The following is a 19174-nucleotide window of genomic DNA, read 5'->3' as shown; positions in this document are numbered from 1 at the left end:
TTAGCAATAATGAGTTGGAACATTCCTTATCCAAACCTCAGGTTAATTTTATGAAACGATATGGGCTCGGTTACCTTTCTAAAATTGAGAACCACATCGATGTTAAACGGTAAGTTAATCTGAAAGTTAGATAATGCCAATTAGTCTGAATTAAGCGTATTGGTATAAAGGGGTGCTGATTTTACACAGCTCACCTTAACTATTCGTTATTCAGGTTAACAACCCTAGACTCCAGCAAGTGCAACTTGTATGGATGAAGGCTTTTATCAATTGCGTACACCAAGTTACTAAAGCATTAAGTCAAAGTGATGTGGGTTAGAAAATGAATGCGATTGAAATGAATTATGTAGGTAACGTTCGACAGCTAGCAATAACGCATAACCCTTATAGATAGGTTTATTTTTCAGCAGGTTGTGCTTCGTTCGTTAGTTTGTGAGTTTATAATTTCTGAGTGAAACTCGTTCAGTAGAAGATACTTATACCAATTTACTGCTTCAAATTGAGTCAGTATGAAGACTAAATGGCATTGATGGTATGAGGCTACTTCAATTGTAATAACGAGATAGTTGAGTTTTGCTCTTTCTTAATTTCTAGAGAGATAACATGATTGACCAGGTAAAATTAGAAGAATTAACAGAGTTATATCTTAAGTCGTTAATCTCTGAAGAGTTAGACGTTGGTGGCGTAGAATTCGATTCTTTTACCCCTTTTGCAGAAATGGGCGTTAACTCATTCCATGTACTAAAAATCATCAAAAAATTAGAATCTGATTTTGGTGCATTACCCAAGACCCTGTTGTTTGAAAACTTCAATATTGATGATCTATCACGCTACTTTATAAAGAAGCATCAAGGGACATTAGCGACTAAATTTGCTTCTGAACTGGGCGGTGATGCGACACCGTCGCCAAGTGTTATCACTGAGCCATGCCAAGCTAATGAGGCAGTGATACCGACGCATGAAAGTATCGTCTTGCTTGAAACAGATCTTGATAAAAATGCCCAATGCAAAGCGATTGTTGAGTCGCTATTGACCCGGTTTCAAAACGAAACGTCGATTTCTCGTGGTACCCGAAATATTGCACCTTACTTATTTATAGGTAAATCGCATCGCGGCTATTTCAATTTTAGTCGCGCAAAAAACATTTTATTGGTTTATGCCTACACCGGTGAACCTGAGTACCTGAAAGAACTCACAAAAGAGCTGTGGGACTACTGTCAAAATCATGCCCTAGAATTAAATTTGTTCTCTGATATTGCCATCAAAAATGTGGGTGATATTCCTTTTTCAGCTACTCCTTTTGGTGTCGTGCAACGGGTTGTGGATCTACAATCATTTACGCTGCAAGGCAGTGCAATGCGCCGGTTGCGATACCAAGTTTCAAAATTTAACAAAAACGGTGACTGCTTTACCAAAGAATATCAGTGCGGTACAGACCCGCAAACTGATACTCAGATTGCCCACATTATTGATCAATGGTGTGAACAAAGGACGATGGTTAATCCATTAATTTATAAGGTCAAAGAAGAAATTCTTTCGGGTACTTTAGCACCTGTCCATCGACTATTTTTAACGTATCTGAACGATACCTTGCAAAACGTTATTCTGATCTCATCAATGGCCTCAGAGGATAACGGCTATTTGATGGACTTGGAATTTTATCCCAAGAACATGCCGCTTGGCGGCTTAGAGTTTGGCATTGTTGAAATGATCAAACTGTTAGTAAAAGAAGGCTGTAATTTATTGAGTCTAGGGGGAACGTATGGGTGTAAATTGGCACCTTCAGATAATCCAGACCCCCAAGTAGATAAAGCACTAGATGAACTGCGTGAACTGAAAATCTTCAATGATGAAGGTAATATGCAGTTTAAAAATAAATTTAGGCCAGTTAACGAAACCATATATTTATGCCGTGCACTAGAGGGCAGTGATCCCAACAATATTATCGACATCATTATGATGATTGCAGATCCAGAAAAAGCACTCGGCAATACAGAAAATAACACAGCAGCAACACCTGAAAAAGCGGTATCAAAGCATAAAGAGCAGGCTAAACCTCAATTAAATGTTGCCCCAACGCTTAGCGGTGATAGCACCGAATATCTCACTACGCTACAAGATAACGGCTTCAACCCGCTGAATATTCCTGTAGACAAAGTACGTTTTGATTTAAAAACGGATTCGTGGGCGAAGCTGAGTAATCCGTTTATCAAAAACTATATGGCAAGATTACACGGTCAATTACAACAACCAATAGAGATAAAAAGGGTGCTAGAAAGCATCATTCCACTGCCATATATTGCGTTGACTAATTCAGGAGAGCTGGCTGAACACGCATTATGCCAAGCGTGGCCAAATAAAGGACTGGTGTTACAAAACTTGCTATTCCCTACTTGGTTATTTAACCAAATTGGCAATGGCTTGAGTGCTGTTGAGTTACCTCATAGCAGTGCGTTTAAGATTTCAGTTAGCGATGAAAATACCAGCGCAATAAATATTGATGCGCTACACAATGCACTTAAAGCGAGCGATAAACCAGTTGCGTTTGTCTGTATGGAGTTAAGTACGAATGCGGTGGGTGGCCACCCCGTTAGCATTGAGCATTTAGCACACATCAAACAGATGTTATCACAGTACTCAGTACCATTGGTGCTAGATGCCACAAGAGTGGTTGATAATGCTTTATTACTTAAAGCAAGAAGCACTACCTTGGCAAGTGTTGACACATGGCAAGTGGTACGTCAGTTGTTGCAGCAGGCAGATGCCATCACGATGAGTCTGGGTAAAAACTTCTGTGTCGATAAAGGGGGCGTTGTTGCGGTTAAAGACCCTGCTTTATTCGCTGCTATCGAGCAAGTTATCGAACAGCATAGCTCGGGCGTCGATGCCTTAGATAAAAAGCTAATTGCACATGCGATGACACACAAAGAACAGATAGTTGGACTTGTGGATAGGCGTGTATCTCAGGCAATTAAAATTAGCCAGACGCTTAAGCATGCTAACTTGCCTATCGCGCACGCAGAAGGCGGACACTGTGTGTTGGTGGACACCAAGCAGATTGCACCATTTAACACATTTGAACAGCCGGTAGCGTCGTTTATCGCTTGGCTGTATAGCAAAACAGGTATCTGTGCAGGTGAACACAGTGTTGGCATGCAAAAAGATAGTGCACTTAACGGCTTAGTTCGTATTGCGATTCCTGCCGGAATGACCAATGAAGCCGCGGCTACCGTAGCTGAGTTAATTGTGAATGCGTGGACTGAATTTGCTGATATTCCGCAGCTGGCACTGCAAGATGGGCAAAGTGGGATCGGTGATATTCATTGTAGCTACGCGGTGAAGCAATACCATAATACCACGTGTACACAAGATGCTCAGGAGGCGGAGACTGTGAAGGAAGTATTGGCTGATGAGGTGCAAAAGGAATGCGCGAATGAAGCGCCAAGTGTGCCGTTGAGTGCTAGCGAAACGAACAATCAGGCGCGAGGTGCAAAGGTGCAATCTCACCAGGCTGATACTCCTATGGAGTCCAAATTGCCAGGTAAAGATATTGCAGTTATTGGGATGGCGGGGCGCTATCCTGGTGCCAACAACTTAGATGAATTGTGGCAAAACTTACTGGCGGGCGAAGACTCTATTACTGAGATACCGGACGAGCGTTTCAATTCACGACGTTATAATGGTGCTTACAGCAAGTACCGTGGTGGCTTCATCGATGCGGTAGATCGCTTTGACTCGGTCTTTTTCAATATTGCGCCACGTGAAGCTGAATCGATGGACCCACAAGAGCGTTTGTTTTTGGAAGTGGCGTGGGAAGCTTTAGAGGATGCCGGCTATTACCCTGAGATACTCAGTGCAGCAGATCAACCTAGACGTGTTGGTGTTTTTGTTGGTGCTGTTTGGACAATGTATCAAACCTTAGGTGCAGAAGAGCGCTTGCTTGGTGAAGAAATCATCACTAATTCCTTTTTGTGGAGCATTGCAAACCGAGTTTCATATTATATGAACTTGAGTGGTCCGAGTATGGCGGTAGACACAGCCTGTTCAGCAAGCTTGACTGCACTGCATTTAGCATGTGAAGCCATTCACAATCGTGAATGTGATTCAGCGATCGTGGGTGGAGTCAACTTAGATCTCCATGCTGCTAAGCAGCAAATGAGCTGGGCTGGAGGTGCATTGTCTGAAGATGGGGTATGCCGTAGTTTTGGGCAAGGTGCAAATGGGTATGTCGCAGGTGAAGGTGTCGGTGCCATCTACATCAAAGAGCTACAGCAAGCCATCGCGGATGGCGATAACATTCAAGGGGTAATAAAAGGGGTTGCGGTTAACCATGGTGGTAAAAGCAGTGGTTACTCTGTGCCAAACCCTAATGCACAAGCCGATGTTATTTTAGCGGCATTGAAAAAAGCAGATATTGATGCCAACACGATTGGCTTCATTGAAGCGCATGGAACCGGAACAGAGCTTGGCGACCCGATTGAAATATCTGGATTAAATAAAGCTTTTGCAGAGTATAACGTTGATAAACAAAGCTGTGCCATTGGTTCTATTAAAACTAATATTGGTCACTTAGAAGCTGCCGCAGGATTGGTTGGGGTTTGCAAAGTATTACTACAAATGAAGCATGAGCAATTAGCTCCGTCTTTACATGCCAAACAGCTGAATGAATTTATAGATTTTGCTGATAGCCCATTTATGGTGCAGCAATCAGCAAGTCCATGGACACCTAAAACAATTGCAGGTCAGACTTACCCAATGCGCGCTGGTGTAAGCTCTTTTGGTGCTGGGGGGTCAAATGCACATGTTATTCTTGAACAATATGTAGACGCTAAAGTGCAAGCAGACCTTGTAGAACAAGCGCTTATATTCCCTTTATCGGCGCGCTCTGAAGCGCAGCTTCATGAGATGGCCAAAAGGCTGATCGCACACCTTCAACGTCACCAAACGTTACAGGGAGATCTGAATCATTTAATCAATATGTCTCATACTTTACGTACTGGGCGACGTGATTTTGCGCACCGGGTTGCGGTTATTGCCGCTGATCACAGCACGCTTATTGCCAAGCTGCAGCATTATGTAGATGGCAAGCCTGACGAAGAGGTGATCGTTGGTAACGTTAAAAATAATGATGAGTTGAGTGAGCTACTAAGTGGTGCTGAAAAACAGGATGTTATTCAAGCCGTAGTGCAAAATAAAAACAATAAAAAGTTAGCACAGCTTTGGGCCCGTGGTTTTCTAGCCGACTGGCAGCTTTGTCACCACCTGCCTAATGGTAAGCGGGTTTCATTACCGACTTACCCTTTTGCTGATAAACGTCATTGGGTACCAGCAACGAAATCAATCCACAGTGGTGAGCTGTCTGCTAGCTCAGCTCTGCACCCCATGATAGATAGTAATGAGTCAACCTTTGAGCGTCAGGTCTTTAAGAAAACATTTACAGATAAAGAATTCTTTATTTTTGACCATTTAGTTTCTGATATTCCGACGTTGCCAGGAGTTGCGTATTTAGATTTTGCGCGCAAAGCGGGTGAGCTGGCAGTTGGCCGTCCAGTGAACATGATCAAAAATATTGTGTGGCTTAGCCCACTAACCGTGGAGCAATCGGTTCCAAATGAAGTCTTTGTTGAACTCACCCCCAAAGGGCATGAAGTTCAGTTTGAATTTTATAGCGACAAAGAAGACGGAACGCGTCAAGTTTACTCTCAGGGGCGACTTAACTTCGATCCACAAACACAGCAACAAGATGAATACATTGATATAGAGACAATCCGTGAGCGGTGTGTTGAAGTGGTCAACGCTGAGCAAGCATATCCGTTATTTAAATCACTGGGATTGCACCTAGGGCCGAGTTTCCAAACTCTACAAACCGTTTATAAGAGTGAGGGAGAAGTGCTTGGCCAGCTGTCACTACCAGAGATAGCGAACAGCAACAAAGCCGATTATGTCTTACACCCCTCATTGGTAGATGGCTCATTCCAAGCGCTAATGGGGGCGCAATTAGGTGGGGGTCAAGGTGCTGGCGGCGGCATGGTGGTGCCATACTCATTGGGTGAAGTTGAGATCCTGCACCCAATTACCAGCCAATGTTACAGCTATGTGGTAGAGGCAAATCCAGGTAAGCAATCTAAGCTGTCGAAAAAGAATGTTTTCATTGTGGATGAGCAAGGTAAGGTACTGGTTAAAATTCGAGATTCGGTTGGCGTTCCGTTGACTGAGGTACATGAAAAGCCAAGCTCAGCAGCGCACGGTTTTGAACAGCTGCATTATGAAACAACGTGGCTCACAACAGAGCAAGCGCAAACAGAGCAACAGTCAGTTTCAGGCACTGTGTTATTGTTTGCCTGTGATGAAGGGTTACGAGAAGCCTATCGTGAACAAAATGGTGCGTCATCATCAGTGATTTTGGTCAAACCCGGCACTTCGTTTACACAAGAAGATGCGCATACTTATACCGTAAGCCCAGGCTCAGAGGCTGATATCAGCCAAGTGTTTGCGCAGTTGTCAAACACGGGAGCGGATATTACCCACCTGGTATTTGCGTGGTCTTGTGACAATACCGATAACGTTGTGGGTAATGGTGATGACACCGCGCTTCGCCAAGCGTTGCAGCTTGGAGTGTATTCTTTCTTATTTGTTTGTAAGGAAGTTGCACTCGCGAAGATGGGATGTCAAATTACCCACCTTTCACTATTTGAACAAGATAAAGTACAGCCACACAACGATGCGATCAGCGGATTTTTAAATATTTTTGTGGCAGAAAATCCGAAATTAGTTTGTACCGTGTTAGAGGTGGAGTCTACCGCTTCGCAGTTTACCTCGCTTGCCAATATTCTATTGTCAGAGTCGAATGCGCGTAAGTCCAATACCGTCCGTTATAGCAATGGTCAGAGGTTAGTTCGTAAAATCACTCACTTTGATATGAGTGAGGCGTTGCTGCGACCAGATGCTGACAATGCCGCTATCAAAGAGCAGGGAGTGTATCTAATTACGGGGGGCGCTGGTGGATTAGGCTTTATTTTTGCTGAATTTCTTGCCAAAGAGTTCAAAGCTCGGTTGGTACTGACTGGCCGCTCACCACTTTCCGACGCGCAATCTGAAAAGCTAGCTAAGTTGAAGGATCTTGGTGGTGACGCAATTTATATTGCCGCAGATATTTCTCAATATGCGGAAGTCGCTCGGGTGGTGACTGAGTCACAACAAGCCTTTGGCTCACTAAATGGTGTAATTCATAGTGCGGGTGTGTTGAGAGATGCTTATGTACGTAATAAATCAGCCAAAGATTTAGATGATGTTTTTGCAGCAAAAGTCTTCGGTACCACACACTTAGATCAAGTGACGAAGGACTTAGACCTTGATTTCTTTGTCTTATTCTCTTCACTTGCAGCCCTTGCGGGTAATGCCGGACAGAGTGATTATGCTTATGCCAACCACTTTATGGACGCATTTGCCCAAGGCCGTGCACAGTTAGTATCTCAAGGTGAGCGTAGTGGTCGCTCGCTCAGTATTAACTGGTCTATATGGGCTGAAGGAGGTATGCAGCTTGATGAGCAAACCGCCCATTTCTTTAAGCAAAACTTGGGGATCAGTCCACTTGAAACCCAAGTTGGGATCCAAGCTTTTGTTCAAGGGTTAAATACAGATAAAGCCAGATTTGCCATTATTGAAGGGGATCAAGAAAAAATCGAGCGGGCGTGGGGGCTGACCGAAGCTGTTGAGCCTGTGGCGCAAGAAACGCCTCTTTCGGCGACGGATAATACAGCAAGTTCATCCGTCCAAGATGATGAATTAACGACCCAAGTACAGCAGCAGTTGTCTGATATTGTCATGGACTTCTTGAAGCTAGACAAAGCAGATATTGACTTGGATTCAATCTTAATGGACTTAGGATTTGACTCGATTGGATTATCGACTTTTGCAAACGCAATCAATGATATTTATGGTACTGATGCAACACCGGTTCTGTTCTTTGAATATCCGAGCCTACGTGAGATCAGTGCGCATTTGGTTGACGAGCATATAGAGTCAGTCGCGCAAGTTCACCAAGGCTCGCAAGGCGCTGGGGCTGTTCAAGTTGAAACTGCAAACGAGCAAGTCAATGAGCATGCCGCTGCGGTGATCACCAATAAAGGGTGGACTCCTGACTCCGCAACTCCAGCTCAAGCCGCGCCGAGTTCGTTCTCATTTGAAAACCGTTTTATTGATATGCCAATTGCGATTGTTGGTGCCAGTGGCACCATGCCACAATCGGATAACCTAAAAGAGTATTGGGAAAAACTGCGAGATTCAGAAAATAACATGGTGACGCTAATTCCTGAAGACCGCTGGGATTGGCAAGAATACTATGGCGATCCGCTTAAAGAAGAAAATAAAACCCTGTCCAAGTGGGGCGGGTTTATGCGCGAAGTCGATAAGTTTGATCCATTATTTTGGGGAATTTCACCACGAGAAGCTGAAATGATGGATCCACAGCAGCGTATTTTCTTGGAAACCGTGTGGAGTACCATTGAAGATGCCGGACACAAGGTGTCGGACTTAGCAGGCTCTAAAACCGGTTTATTTGTGGGTGCTGCAACGCGAGATTATATTGATTTGATGGGAGCGCAAGATGTTGAGCTAAATGGCTATTCGGCTTCTGGCACCTCTCATGCGGTACTGGCTAACCGAGTTTCTTTCCTATTGGATTTACATGGGCCAAGTGCACCACTAGATACTGCGTGTTCAAGCTCATTGGTTGCATTACATCGTGCTATAGAGTCAATTCACACAGGCAGCTGCGACATGGCTATTGTCGGTGGTGTGCAAGTCATGCTTACGCCAGCTGCCCATATTTCTTTTGGTGCGGCAGGTATGCTTGCAAGCGACGGTCGTTGTAAGACTTTTGATGAGCGAGCTGATGGTTATGTCCGTGGTGAAGGATCTGGTGCGATTCTTATCAAACCACTTTCTAAAGCGGTTGAGGAAGGTAACCACATTTATGCCGTGGTAAAAGCCACCGCTGAAAACCATGGTGGTAAAGCCACCATGTTGACTGCGCCTAATCCGAATGCACAAGCCGATCTACTTATTGAAGCGTATGAAAAGGCTAAAATAGATCCAACAACAGTGGGCTTTATTGAGTGTCACGGTACCGGTACCAGCCTTGGTGATCCAATAGAAATTCAGTCGATGAAAAAAGCGTTTTCTGTGCTTTACAAGCAACACAATAAGCCTAAAGCAGAAGTGCCACATATTGCGCTAACATCAGCTAAGTCAAATATTGGCCACTTGGAAACCTCGGCAGGGATTGCAGGGATCCTAAAAGTGTTGATGTCAATGAAGCATAAGCAAATTCCAGCTTTATTGCATTTTGAAAAGCAAAACCCTTATATCGACTTAAAGGGAACGCCGTTTTATATGGCAGATAAAACCCATGATTGGGAGCCTGTCAGGGATCCACAAGGTAATGCTTATCCACGTCGAGCGGGTATTAGTTCATTTGGTTTTGGTGGCGCGAATGTTCACGTGGTGCTAGAAGAATACACTGCAACGCCAACGGTAAGTATGCGTGATGAAGCGATGCCAATCGTACTATCGGCAAAGAGTACAGAGCGGTTAAAAGTGTATGCACAGTTGATGCTAACGCATTTAGAAGAAACTCCGGTGAGCTTGGCTGATTTTGCGTACACACTGCAAGTGGGTAGGGATGCGATGAAAGATCGTATCGGCTTTGTAGCCAGCTCCATTGCAGAAGTGAAAACTAAGCTGAATGCGTATATTGCTGAGCAAACAACACCAGATATTTATCAAAGCCCAACGACCAAGGGAAGTGAGCGTGCTGACATTGCGCCAGAAACTATCGCCCATTGGTTTGATGATAACAACCTAGATGAGTTAGTAGCGGCATGGGTAAATGGGCATGAGCTTGATTGGCAAAGGTTATACCATACTGGCAAGCCTACTCGCGTCAGCTTACCAACTTACCCATTTGAGCGTCAGCGTTGCTGGTTTGATGTACCAACACCTGCACTGAACGATGAGACGCAGGCTACATCGAAGGTCGTACAACTGCATCCGTTGGTGCATGAAAATACATCAACATTGGCGCAGCAATCATATCAATCACGCTTTACTGGCGATGAGTTCTTTATCGCAGCGGGTGCTGATGGCGCTACTTCAACGCACCAACTGGGTGTCGCGAGCTTCTTTGAAATGGCGCGTGTTGCACATACGCTTGCTGTAGCACCACAAGAGCTGGGCGGCCACTACGTGCTGGACGATTTGGTATGGTCGCCGTCAACAATCTTTGATGTCACGCAGCCTGTGTCTATTGCAGTATATGAGCAAGAAGATGAAGGCGTTATTGAGGTTGAAGTACTCGGTTCGCAAGAAGAAATACTATTTCAAGCAAGTGTTGAGGGGCTCGCCGCGCAAGCAGATACCGTGATTGATTTAGCCCATATTAGTCAAAACATCGCAGCCAATGGGTTATTCGAGCAAACAGTACAAGATTATATCTCGAGTGACACATGTGATGTAACGCAGGTTAAAGCGGATAGCACAGCGCTGCTGATTGGCCTGAAGCTATCGGATAAGCTGGTCAACGCGGGGTCTGACTTTGTACTTCACCCCGCACTATTAGAACCAGTATTAACCGCTGCGATAGGCCTAAGCTGTGGTTTTAACAAACAAAGTGCTAACCAACCCATTAAGGTTGAAACAGTACATGTGCATGCAGCGATGCCTGAGAATATATATGCCTGGATACGTTACTCAAAAGCGTATCAAAACAATGATGTCGTCAAACTGGATATCGATCTCACGAATGAGATGGGTAAAGTCATTACGACTTTACGAGGTGTGACGTTCGAACTAGCCACAAAAACAGATGATACAAGTGATCAAGCTGATGAGTTTATATCTTTACTTGAGGTGTTTTACAGCAGTGATAAAGACAAACTTGTTAGTAGTAAACACCAAGAGCATGAAGCGCAATTTGAGCAGCTTTTAGCGCAAGCGTTGATGGAGGAATTTTAAATGTCAGTTGCAACACAAGAATTTATAACAAGCATTTTATCTAAGAATATTGATAAACAAGCAGCACTTGCACAATTTGAAAAGTTGTCAGATGCAAACAAAACTCAACTATTAAACCAGCTAAAGTCCAGCTTGATTGAGCAAAACTTACTGACCGAAGATAAGCTAGCTGCGATAGATCAGCGTGAGCTATCTGCGGCACACCGTCAATTTATTAGTGAACTGACGCAAGAGTATGAGGCATTTGTGCCACAGTCGAAAAAGAACATAGGTAAGCATCAAGTACATTTTGTTGACCAGCGTCGGCCGTTTCATTTAATTAAAGACTTGAAGAAAATGCACTTCCAAATTACCTACAAAAGTGCAGAAGGGGCGTATGTACGTGATATTGACGGGAACCAATACATCGACATTTCAGGGGACATGGGCGTTAATATCTTTGGTCATAAATATGCACCTATTGTTGATGCGGTAAAAGCCAGTTTAGATCAGGGGATCCCTCTGGCGGGCTATTCCAATATGATCTTTGAAACATGTGAGCTATTTAGCAAAATGACTGGTCATGAAAGGGTGCTATTTACACAGTCTGGCACCGAAGCGGTGATGTTTGCGGTGCGCATCGCGCGCGCAGCAACGCAAAAGAAAAAGGTGGTGATTTTTGATGGCGCTTACCATGGGCTTTCTGATGCAGTGACCGCGATGGCTGATTTACAAGGTAACAGTCTTGCCGTAGGGCCTGGCATGTTACAAGAGTATGCGGATCAGTTGATTGTGCTCGACTACGGCTCTGCGGAGCAACTAAAAATCATTGAGCAACGCGCTGATGAAATCGCATGCGTTTTAGTGGAGCCAGTACAATCAAGGCACCCTTATATTAAGCCAACGCAGTTTCTTAAGGCGTTGCGTACATTGACTTTAGAGCAAGATATTCCCCTTATYTTTGATGAAATGATCACCGGGTTTAGGGTAGGAAAACGTGGTGCACAAGGTTATTTTGGTATCAAAGCTGATATAGCGACTTACGGAAAAATCCCCGGAGGAGGGTTACCAACGGGGGTTATTGCCGGCTCTGCAAAATATTTAGACCTAGTGGATGGTGGTACTTGGGACTTGGACGATGGCTCTATGCCAAAATCTAAACGTACAGGTATGGCTGGCACGCATACTCAAAATCCGTTAAAAATTGCAGCGGCTCATGCCGTGCTGACCGAGCTGGATAAACAATGCTCAAGTGATGAAGGGTGTAGTAATGGGTCTTGTATTCATACTATCTTAAATGACAGAACAGCCTATTTGGCGCAACAACTTAATCAGTTTTTTAGATCTAAAGGACTGCCCGTTGTGATCGATTACTTTGGCTCACTGTTTAGGTTTAGGTTTGTAGATAGCTACTGGGGGATCACTGAAGCACTGTTTTTCATCTTATTAAGAATGAATGGTGTAGAAACTAATATTCAAGGGAATTGCTTTTTAACCATGGCACATACTGAGCAGGATATAGAAGATGTTATCCGCGCAGTGAAGACCAGCATGTCACGCTTGATTGATAATAACTTCTTCAAAAAAGAACAGCGTGAACAGCACCAAGCTCAGGAAACTACGCAACAGGCCAAGCCTAAGCCTGCCAACGTTGCAGTCGCAACACCGGAGGCGACGCCAAGTACACATGATTGGCAGACCTTGCTTAACGCCGACCTGAAAAAATTACAGCAAGAGGAGTGCTAGTCGTGACCACTACCGTAGACCAATTAGTACTAGAAAAAGTTGGACAAATTGTTGAGTCAACATTAAAGCTTCCGAAAGACAGACTAGATTTTGATGCAGAATTAGAAAGCTTCGGTATGGATTCAATCATTACCCTTGAGCTTATTTCTAACCTAACAGAAGAATTTTCTATTTCGTTAAATCCAGCACAGTTTATTGAAGTGAATACCGTACTTGAATTGGCAATGTTAATTGATAAAGTTGTTGCCAGTAGCAAGCCTGCTCCCACAGAGCAAAAACTTGAAAGTAAAGTTGCAGCAACACCAGTACTGGCAAATTCGAGCGACACTGACACGATTGTGGAAGCGGAGCAAATCCCAGCCCCTACTCAGGGGCTGAGTGAGCGAGCTCGTACCCGTAAATCATCGCGGGTAAAATCAAGACCGAAAAAGGCGGAGCAGGTTAATTCAGCTGAAGTGGCGAAATTATTAGATATTATTCTGGCAAATTACGGAATAGATTTAACCCACCGTCAGTTCGAAAATGAAGAAGCGGTGACCACGGTACTGGCATCGGAATATCGAGAGGTATTGGAGCAACACTACTCACAAAAACAATCACAAAATAGTGACATTGAACAGAGTTCAAAAAATAAAGTCGCTATTGTAGGGTTGAGCTGTCGCTTTGCTGATGCACCTGATATTGATTCATTTTGGCACAACTTACTCAGCCAGAAAGTCAGCATTTCGGAGGTAAACACAGAGAGATGGGATTGGCAAACGTATTACCAACAGCAAGGTGGTGCGGGTAAATCAGTGACCAAATGGGGGGCACAAATTGCCGATTTTGATGCTTTTGATCATGACTTCTTTGGCTTTTCAAAAGGAGAGGCAGAGCTAATTGATCCGCAAGAGCGCCTTATGATGGAGCAGGTCTACCATGCCATTCAAGATGCCAGTATTGATATATCAACCTTACAAGGAAGTAATACGGGTATTTTTGTGGGCCATGAATACAATGAATATGAGCACTACCTCAGAAGCTTTGACAATTTACCAGAAGGCTTAGCATTTAACTCATCGAGTCAGTCATATTATTTGGCCAATCGATTGTCGTTTGTGTTTGATTTTTGTGGCCCGAGTGAGACCTTTAATATTAATTGCGCCTCCTCTGCTGTGGCGATTAATCGGGCATACTATAGTCTACTCAACCATGAGTCTGACCTTGGGATTGTAGGCGGTGTGTGTCTGAACTTGTTCGCCGATGACTTTGTTATTGGCAGCCAGTATGAAATGTTATCGCCTACAGGCACTTGTGGTGTGTTTGATAAAGCTGCGGATGGTTTTACACGTGGTGAAGGTGTTGGGGTGCTGGTACTCAAGCGTGTGGCTGATGCACAACGCGATAATGATAAAATTTACAGCGTGATCCATCAGTGTCACCAAAATAACCGAGGCAATGCGCACTTTATCTCCGAGATAAAGCATGAAGCTATCACAAAACTGATAGAAGATTGCTATCGCAAAGCTGGGATGCCAGTCAGCGCATTAAACTATATTGAAGTCGATGGCTACTCAACAAAGTGGGGAGATTCGTTCGAGTTTGAAGGAATTAAAAATGCGCTGTCTACGGGGGGTGAAGTCAGTAAGTCCTGCGCACTTGGCAGTGTCAAAGGCAATATTGGCCACTTGGAGCCTGCCAGTGGTATCGCCAGTGTCATTAAGGTTGCATTGTCTTTGTATCATAAAAAATTCCCTGCGACGTTAACAAAAAATACCACCAGTGACTTTATTGATGTTGAGAGCAACAACCACCCACTGTATATCGCGGATCAAGAAATCCCATTCGAGCGTATTCGCAAAGATGATAATAGCCCAATTCGCGCTGGGGTAAACTCGTTTGCCGATAGTGGAGTGAATATTCACATTGGTATGGAAGAGTATACTCTTCCAAGTATCGAACGAGATGAAGTTGCTCAAGGTACTCAGCTATTTATTTTATCTGCAAAAGATACCGCCGCACTAACGCGCTATATTCACTCCATGAAAGACTATGTCGGCGAGTTACAAGATAAACCAAGTGTCTTGAATGACTTGATTTACACCTTGCAAACTGGTCGTGAGTTAATGAATTGTCGCTTGGCTATTCAAGTCAGCTCGGTTGCGGAGCTGCATAATAAGCTCTCTTTGCTTGATGACAAAGGATTGCAGGGCGTTGAGAAACTCACCGCAAAGGGCATTTACTACGCTGAAGTCACGCAAGTGAGTGATAACCACTTAACTAAGATGTTAGCGTCTGATATTTCTCCTCAGCAAGTAAGCGTGTGCTTAAACCAGCGCAACTGGCAAAGTATTGCGTTGTATTGGCTCAGTGGAGTTGAAATTAACTGGCAGCAGCTATGGCAAGGTGTGCCTGCCAGTGCGATAGCGTTACCGTTATATCCATTCGCTAAAGTAAAATGTTGGTATACTCAAAGTGAGCCATTAAAGGTGCAGCATGAGCACGCGACAGCGCTGCGCGATGACACTACGTCAAATCAAGTGTTAGAGTCTGATAAATATATACAACTATGGCGATTCTCACTGGCTGAAAGTGACGTAGATATTCAACGCTCCCTTGGTGACAGTGAAAAAGTATCGATGTTTTTGCAGCAGCAAGTTGCTTCACATACCCAAGTTGCAGTGACGACAATTGATAAAGAAATTGACTTTTTAACCCTTGGGATGAGCTCTCTTGGTATTGCTAATCTTATTCAAAGTCTAAATCGCCTGCTAAGAGAAAAGCTCTCGCCTAGTATTGTTTTCCAGTATTTTAATATTGAGAAGTTGTCGGCGTTTTTGGTTGATAACTTTTCTACTAAAACGCAGTTACTGGTGGTTGAAGATGTCCCCTACAGTGAAAGCGTAGAGCTTAGCGCTGAGGATACTCAACAGAGCGGTACACTCACGGATAGTTTCGGTTTATCCGTTGGAGAAAAAGGCTTATTTGTACTGCAAAGCTTATATCCAGACATGGGAGCATATAATATTCCCATGTGCTTTCAAGCAGATAAAAGCTTGAACCTACAGGCCTTAGAAAAGGCTTGGCAAAGAGTTCAGGCTCAATACCCTATTCTCACGACACGCATTACTAATGAGAACAAAGCACTGGTTCATAGTTTCGCCAATCAGGCACCAACGCCTATTTCGTATCACTATAAATCATGGCAAACACAAGCGGATAAAATCGAATTTTTGCAAGCGCATGCCAAACTTCCCTTTGACATAGAAAAAGGCCCACTCACCCGTTTTGATGTGTTTATTGACGGTGATCGTGGGGTGGTGGTCTTGTTTACCGTTCATCACATTATCTGTGACGGTATCTCATCGATGATTTTGATGCGCGCTTTATTTGATCATTATCAGCAGGTAGACAGTGGTAATGTTGCCGATATTACTCCGTCATTGGGATATAAGCACTTCGTGCAGTGGGAAAGTGATATGCTCAAAAGCGAAGAGGGGGTGGCGATGCGTGAATATTGGCAGCAGCAACTGTCCGAACCTTTACCTGAGTTTGAGCTGCTACCACAACAAGCATCCGCAGATAAATCAGTAAGCTTTCAAGGGAAAACGCTTCAGCGTGGCGTCGATAAGCAAGTAGCACATCGCGTCAACCAATACTGTGATAAGCATAACCTGCAATTATCATCGTTCTTCTTAGCTGTATTTAAAATCGTATTACACAAATATTGTCAACAAAGTGACCTGATCGTTGGGATGCCGGTGATGGGTCGCGTTGACCAACGATTTATGGAAGAGGTTGGGTACTTTGTCAATATGGTGCCAATTAGAAGCACCTGTAAGCCAAATATGCTGATCCAAGATTATCTGCAACGAGTTCAGTCTGTGATGTTTGATGGCTTATGTTACTCAAGCTTCCCATTCCCTGCGATGATAGAAAACCAGGCCGATAAGGAAAGTAAAAACCCAGTATTCCAGGTTGCATACGCTTATCAAGACTTTATTGATATGGATGCGTTTAACGCTGAGGTGTTGCAGGCGCACAATATTTCAGCAATTGATGCGGTGACGCAAGAGGGCGATTTTGACCTATTACTTGAAGTATCTGAGGTACCCGATAACTTTGACTTGTTACTTAAGTTCAACCCATCCGTATATGCAGACACCAACATGTCACAGCTAATGGAAAGGTACTATAAATTGCTTGTTGCCATTTTGGATGGTGATAATGATAGTGTAAAAGATCTGCGCTGGGATGATGACAAACCTGTAGATCTTGTACCGACAGCCAAAAGTGCGCCTGGTGTGAACGCAGCCCAAAGTGCCCAATGTGTACATGAGCAGGTAATGCAGCAGGCAAAACAGGTTCCGAATAAAGTCGCGGTGATACACAATAATGAAAGTATTACGTACGCAGAATTGCTACAACAAAGCCGTGCACTTGCTATTTATCTGCAATCGCAAGGGGTGAGTGGAGAGGCTCGGGTTGGTGTTAGTATTGATCGTTCAATTGATATGTTTATCGCCATGCTGGCCATTCTCATGGCCGGAGGAGCCTATGTTTCATTAGATCCAGACCTCCCCGAGGAGAGACTGAGCTACATGCTAGAGGATTGTGATTTAGCACTTATTTTGACTGAATCTAAGTATCTCGCACGCTTGCAAACACTATCCGCAGGAAAAACGGCAGTCGTTGATATATCAAACCGTTGCGTTGCTATTAAAGACGCGATTGCAAAACTAAATACAGAAAACGCTCAGTTGCAAAGCAGTGTGAACGAGCAGCAACTAGCCTATGTTATTTACACCTCTGGATCTACAGGACGTCCGAAAGGAGTCATGATAGAACATCGCAACTTATCGGCACTGTGTGAGTGGCATTGTGAGGCCTTTGCAGTAGATAGCGATACCATAGCGACTCAGACTGCGAATATTGCATTTGATGCTTCTGTCTGGGAAATTTGGCCTTATTTATGTGCTGGTGCAAGTATTCATGTGGTTGATAAGCAACTGCTTTTGGATAGTAGTGCTTTTCAACAATATTTGACGGCACAATCGGTAAGCCATTGCTTTTTGGTGACGCCGATTTTACAAAACCTACTGAGCTTGGTTGACCTTGAAGGTACAAAACTAAAATACTTACTGACAGGCGGAGATAAGCTAACGTGTAGCGATACCCAGCAACATCAATTCACGCTCGTTAATAACTATGGGCCAACCGAAACAACCGTAGTAGCCACTTCTGGCGTGGTTATGCCTAATAATACTCCTGGTTCAATCGGCAAGGCCATAACCGGCACCACAACTTTCGTAGTCAAACAAGGTGATGAGCTTGCGGCAGAAGGAGAGGTGGGTGAGCTACTAATTGGTGGCGCAGGTGTTGGTCGAGGTTATGTAAATAACCCAACATTAACTGCACAAAAATTTGTCACGATACCGACATTAAGTCAGGCTAGATTATATCGCTCTGGTGATTTGGTGCGTAGCTTACCAGATGGTGAGGTTGAGTTTATCGGTCGAGTTGATGATCAGGTCAAAATAAGAGGATACCGGATTGAGCTTGGTGAGATAGAGTCGTTATTAAATCAACACCCCATGGTGCAAGAAGCATTTATTGTTGCCACTGGGGAGGGACACAGTAAAAAGATCTTAGCGTGTTTTGTTGCAGCTGGCGCATATAGCGCCAAAGTAGATGAGCTATTGAAGGAGTATCTTGCGGACGCATTACCAGATTACATGGTTCCAAGTCTATTTATAAAAATTGACGAAGTGCCCCTCACGCATAACGGTAAAGTCGACAAAAAAGCGTTATCAGCGCTTGCAGGCGCGAACGCTAAACCTCAAGGCGAGAAGCCACAAGTGCAACCGATAGTCACTAATATAAACGACCTTGATCAGGCTGAAGTATCAACCATTGCCGCAAAAACAAGAACAATATGGGCGCAATTGCTTGAGCTAGACGAGTCGCTGATTTCTGACCGTGCAGATTTTTTTGATTTAGGTGGCAACTCGCTCTTAGCAACGCAGCTATTATCGCACCTTCGTGCCGAGTTTCACAAAGATCTATCTTTGAAGTTATTGTTTGAACAATCTCAATTTGACCACTTAATTGCCCACCTTGCCCAGCAGCAAGGTGCTCAACAACCAGCTTTGATGACGATCCCAGCGCGAGAACATGAGGTGTTGCCATTGAGCTATGCCCAAGAAAGAATTTGGTTTGTGGAACAATTGACCGCGCAAACCGCACAATACAACATACCTTGTGCCGTTACGATGAACGGCACGATCGACCTAACGCATTTAACCTCTGCACTTGAGCAGTTAGTTGCAAGGCACGCCAGTTTACGTACGACTTTCCCAAGTGTAGAAGGAAAAGCTGTTCAGCAAGTACAAGAGCAAGTGGTACTAGACTTTGAGTTGTATGACGTGAGTCACTATGACAATCAAGAAATGCGCAA

At 44.1% G+C, this 19174-nt stretch carries 3 protein-coding genes; all 3 read left to right on the top strand.

What is annotated here, in order from left to right; translation table 11 throughout:
- Positions 1 to 603 precede the first annotated feature (603 nt).
- Positions 604 to 11013 carry an SDR family NAD(P)-dependent oxidoreductase gene (locus EAG18_RS20385; protein ID WP_125254200.1) on the top strand — a complete coding sequence of 3470 codons (10410 nt, stop codon included), beginning with the start codon at positions 604 to 606 and terminating at the stop codon, positions 11011 to 11013.
- The gene (locus EAG18_RS20380) at positions 11014 to 12738 is read left to right on the top strand and encodes an aminotransferase class III-fold pyridoxal phosphate-dependent enzyme (RefSeq protein WP_125254199.1); all 1725 of its coding nucleotides are present in this window, start codon (positions 11014 to 11016) and stop codon (positions 12736 to 12738) included.
- Positions 12739 to 12740: 2 nt separating this feature from the next.
- Positions 12741 to 19174, top strand: a 6434-nt coding sequence (locus EAG18_RS20375; protein WP_125254198.1) for a non-ribosomal peptide synthetase, incomplete at its 3' end; no start/stop codon positions are given.

The organism is Pseudoalteromonas sp. J010, assembly GCF_003934235.1.
Taxonomy (GTDB): Bacteria; Pseudomonadota; Gammaproteobacteria; order Enterobacterales; family Alteromonadaceae; genus Pseudoalteromonas; species Pseudoalteromonas peptidolytica.
This window is presented reverse-complemented; position numbering and strand designations above follow the sequence as displayed.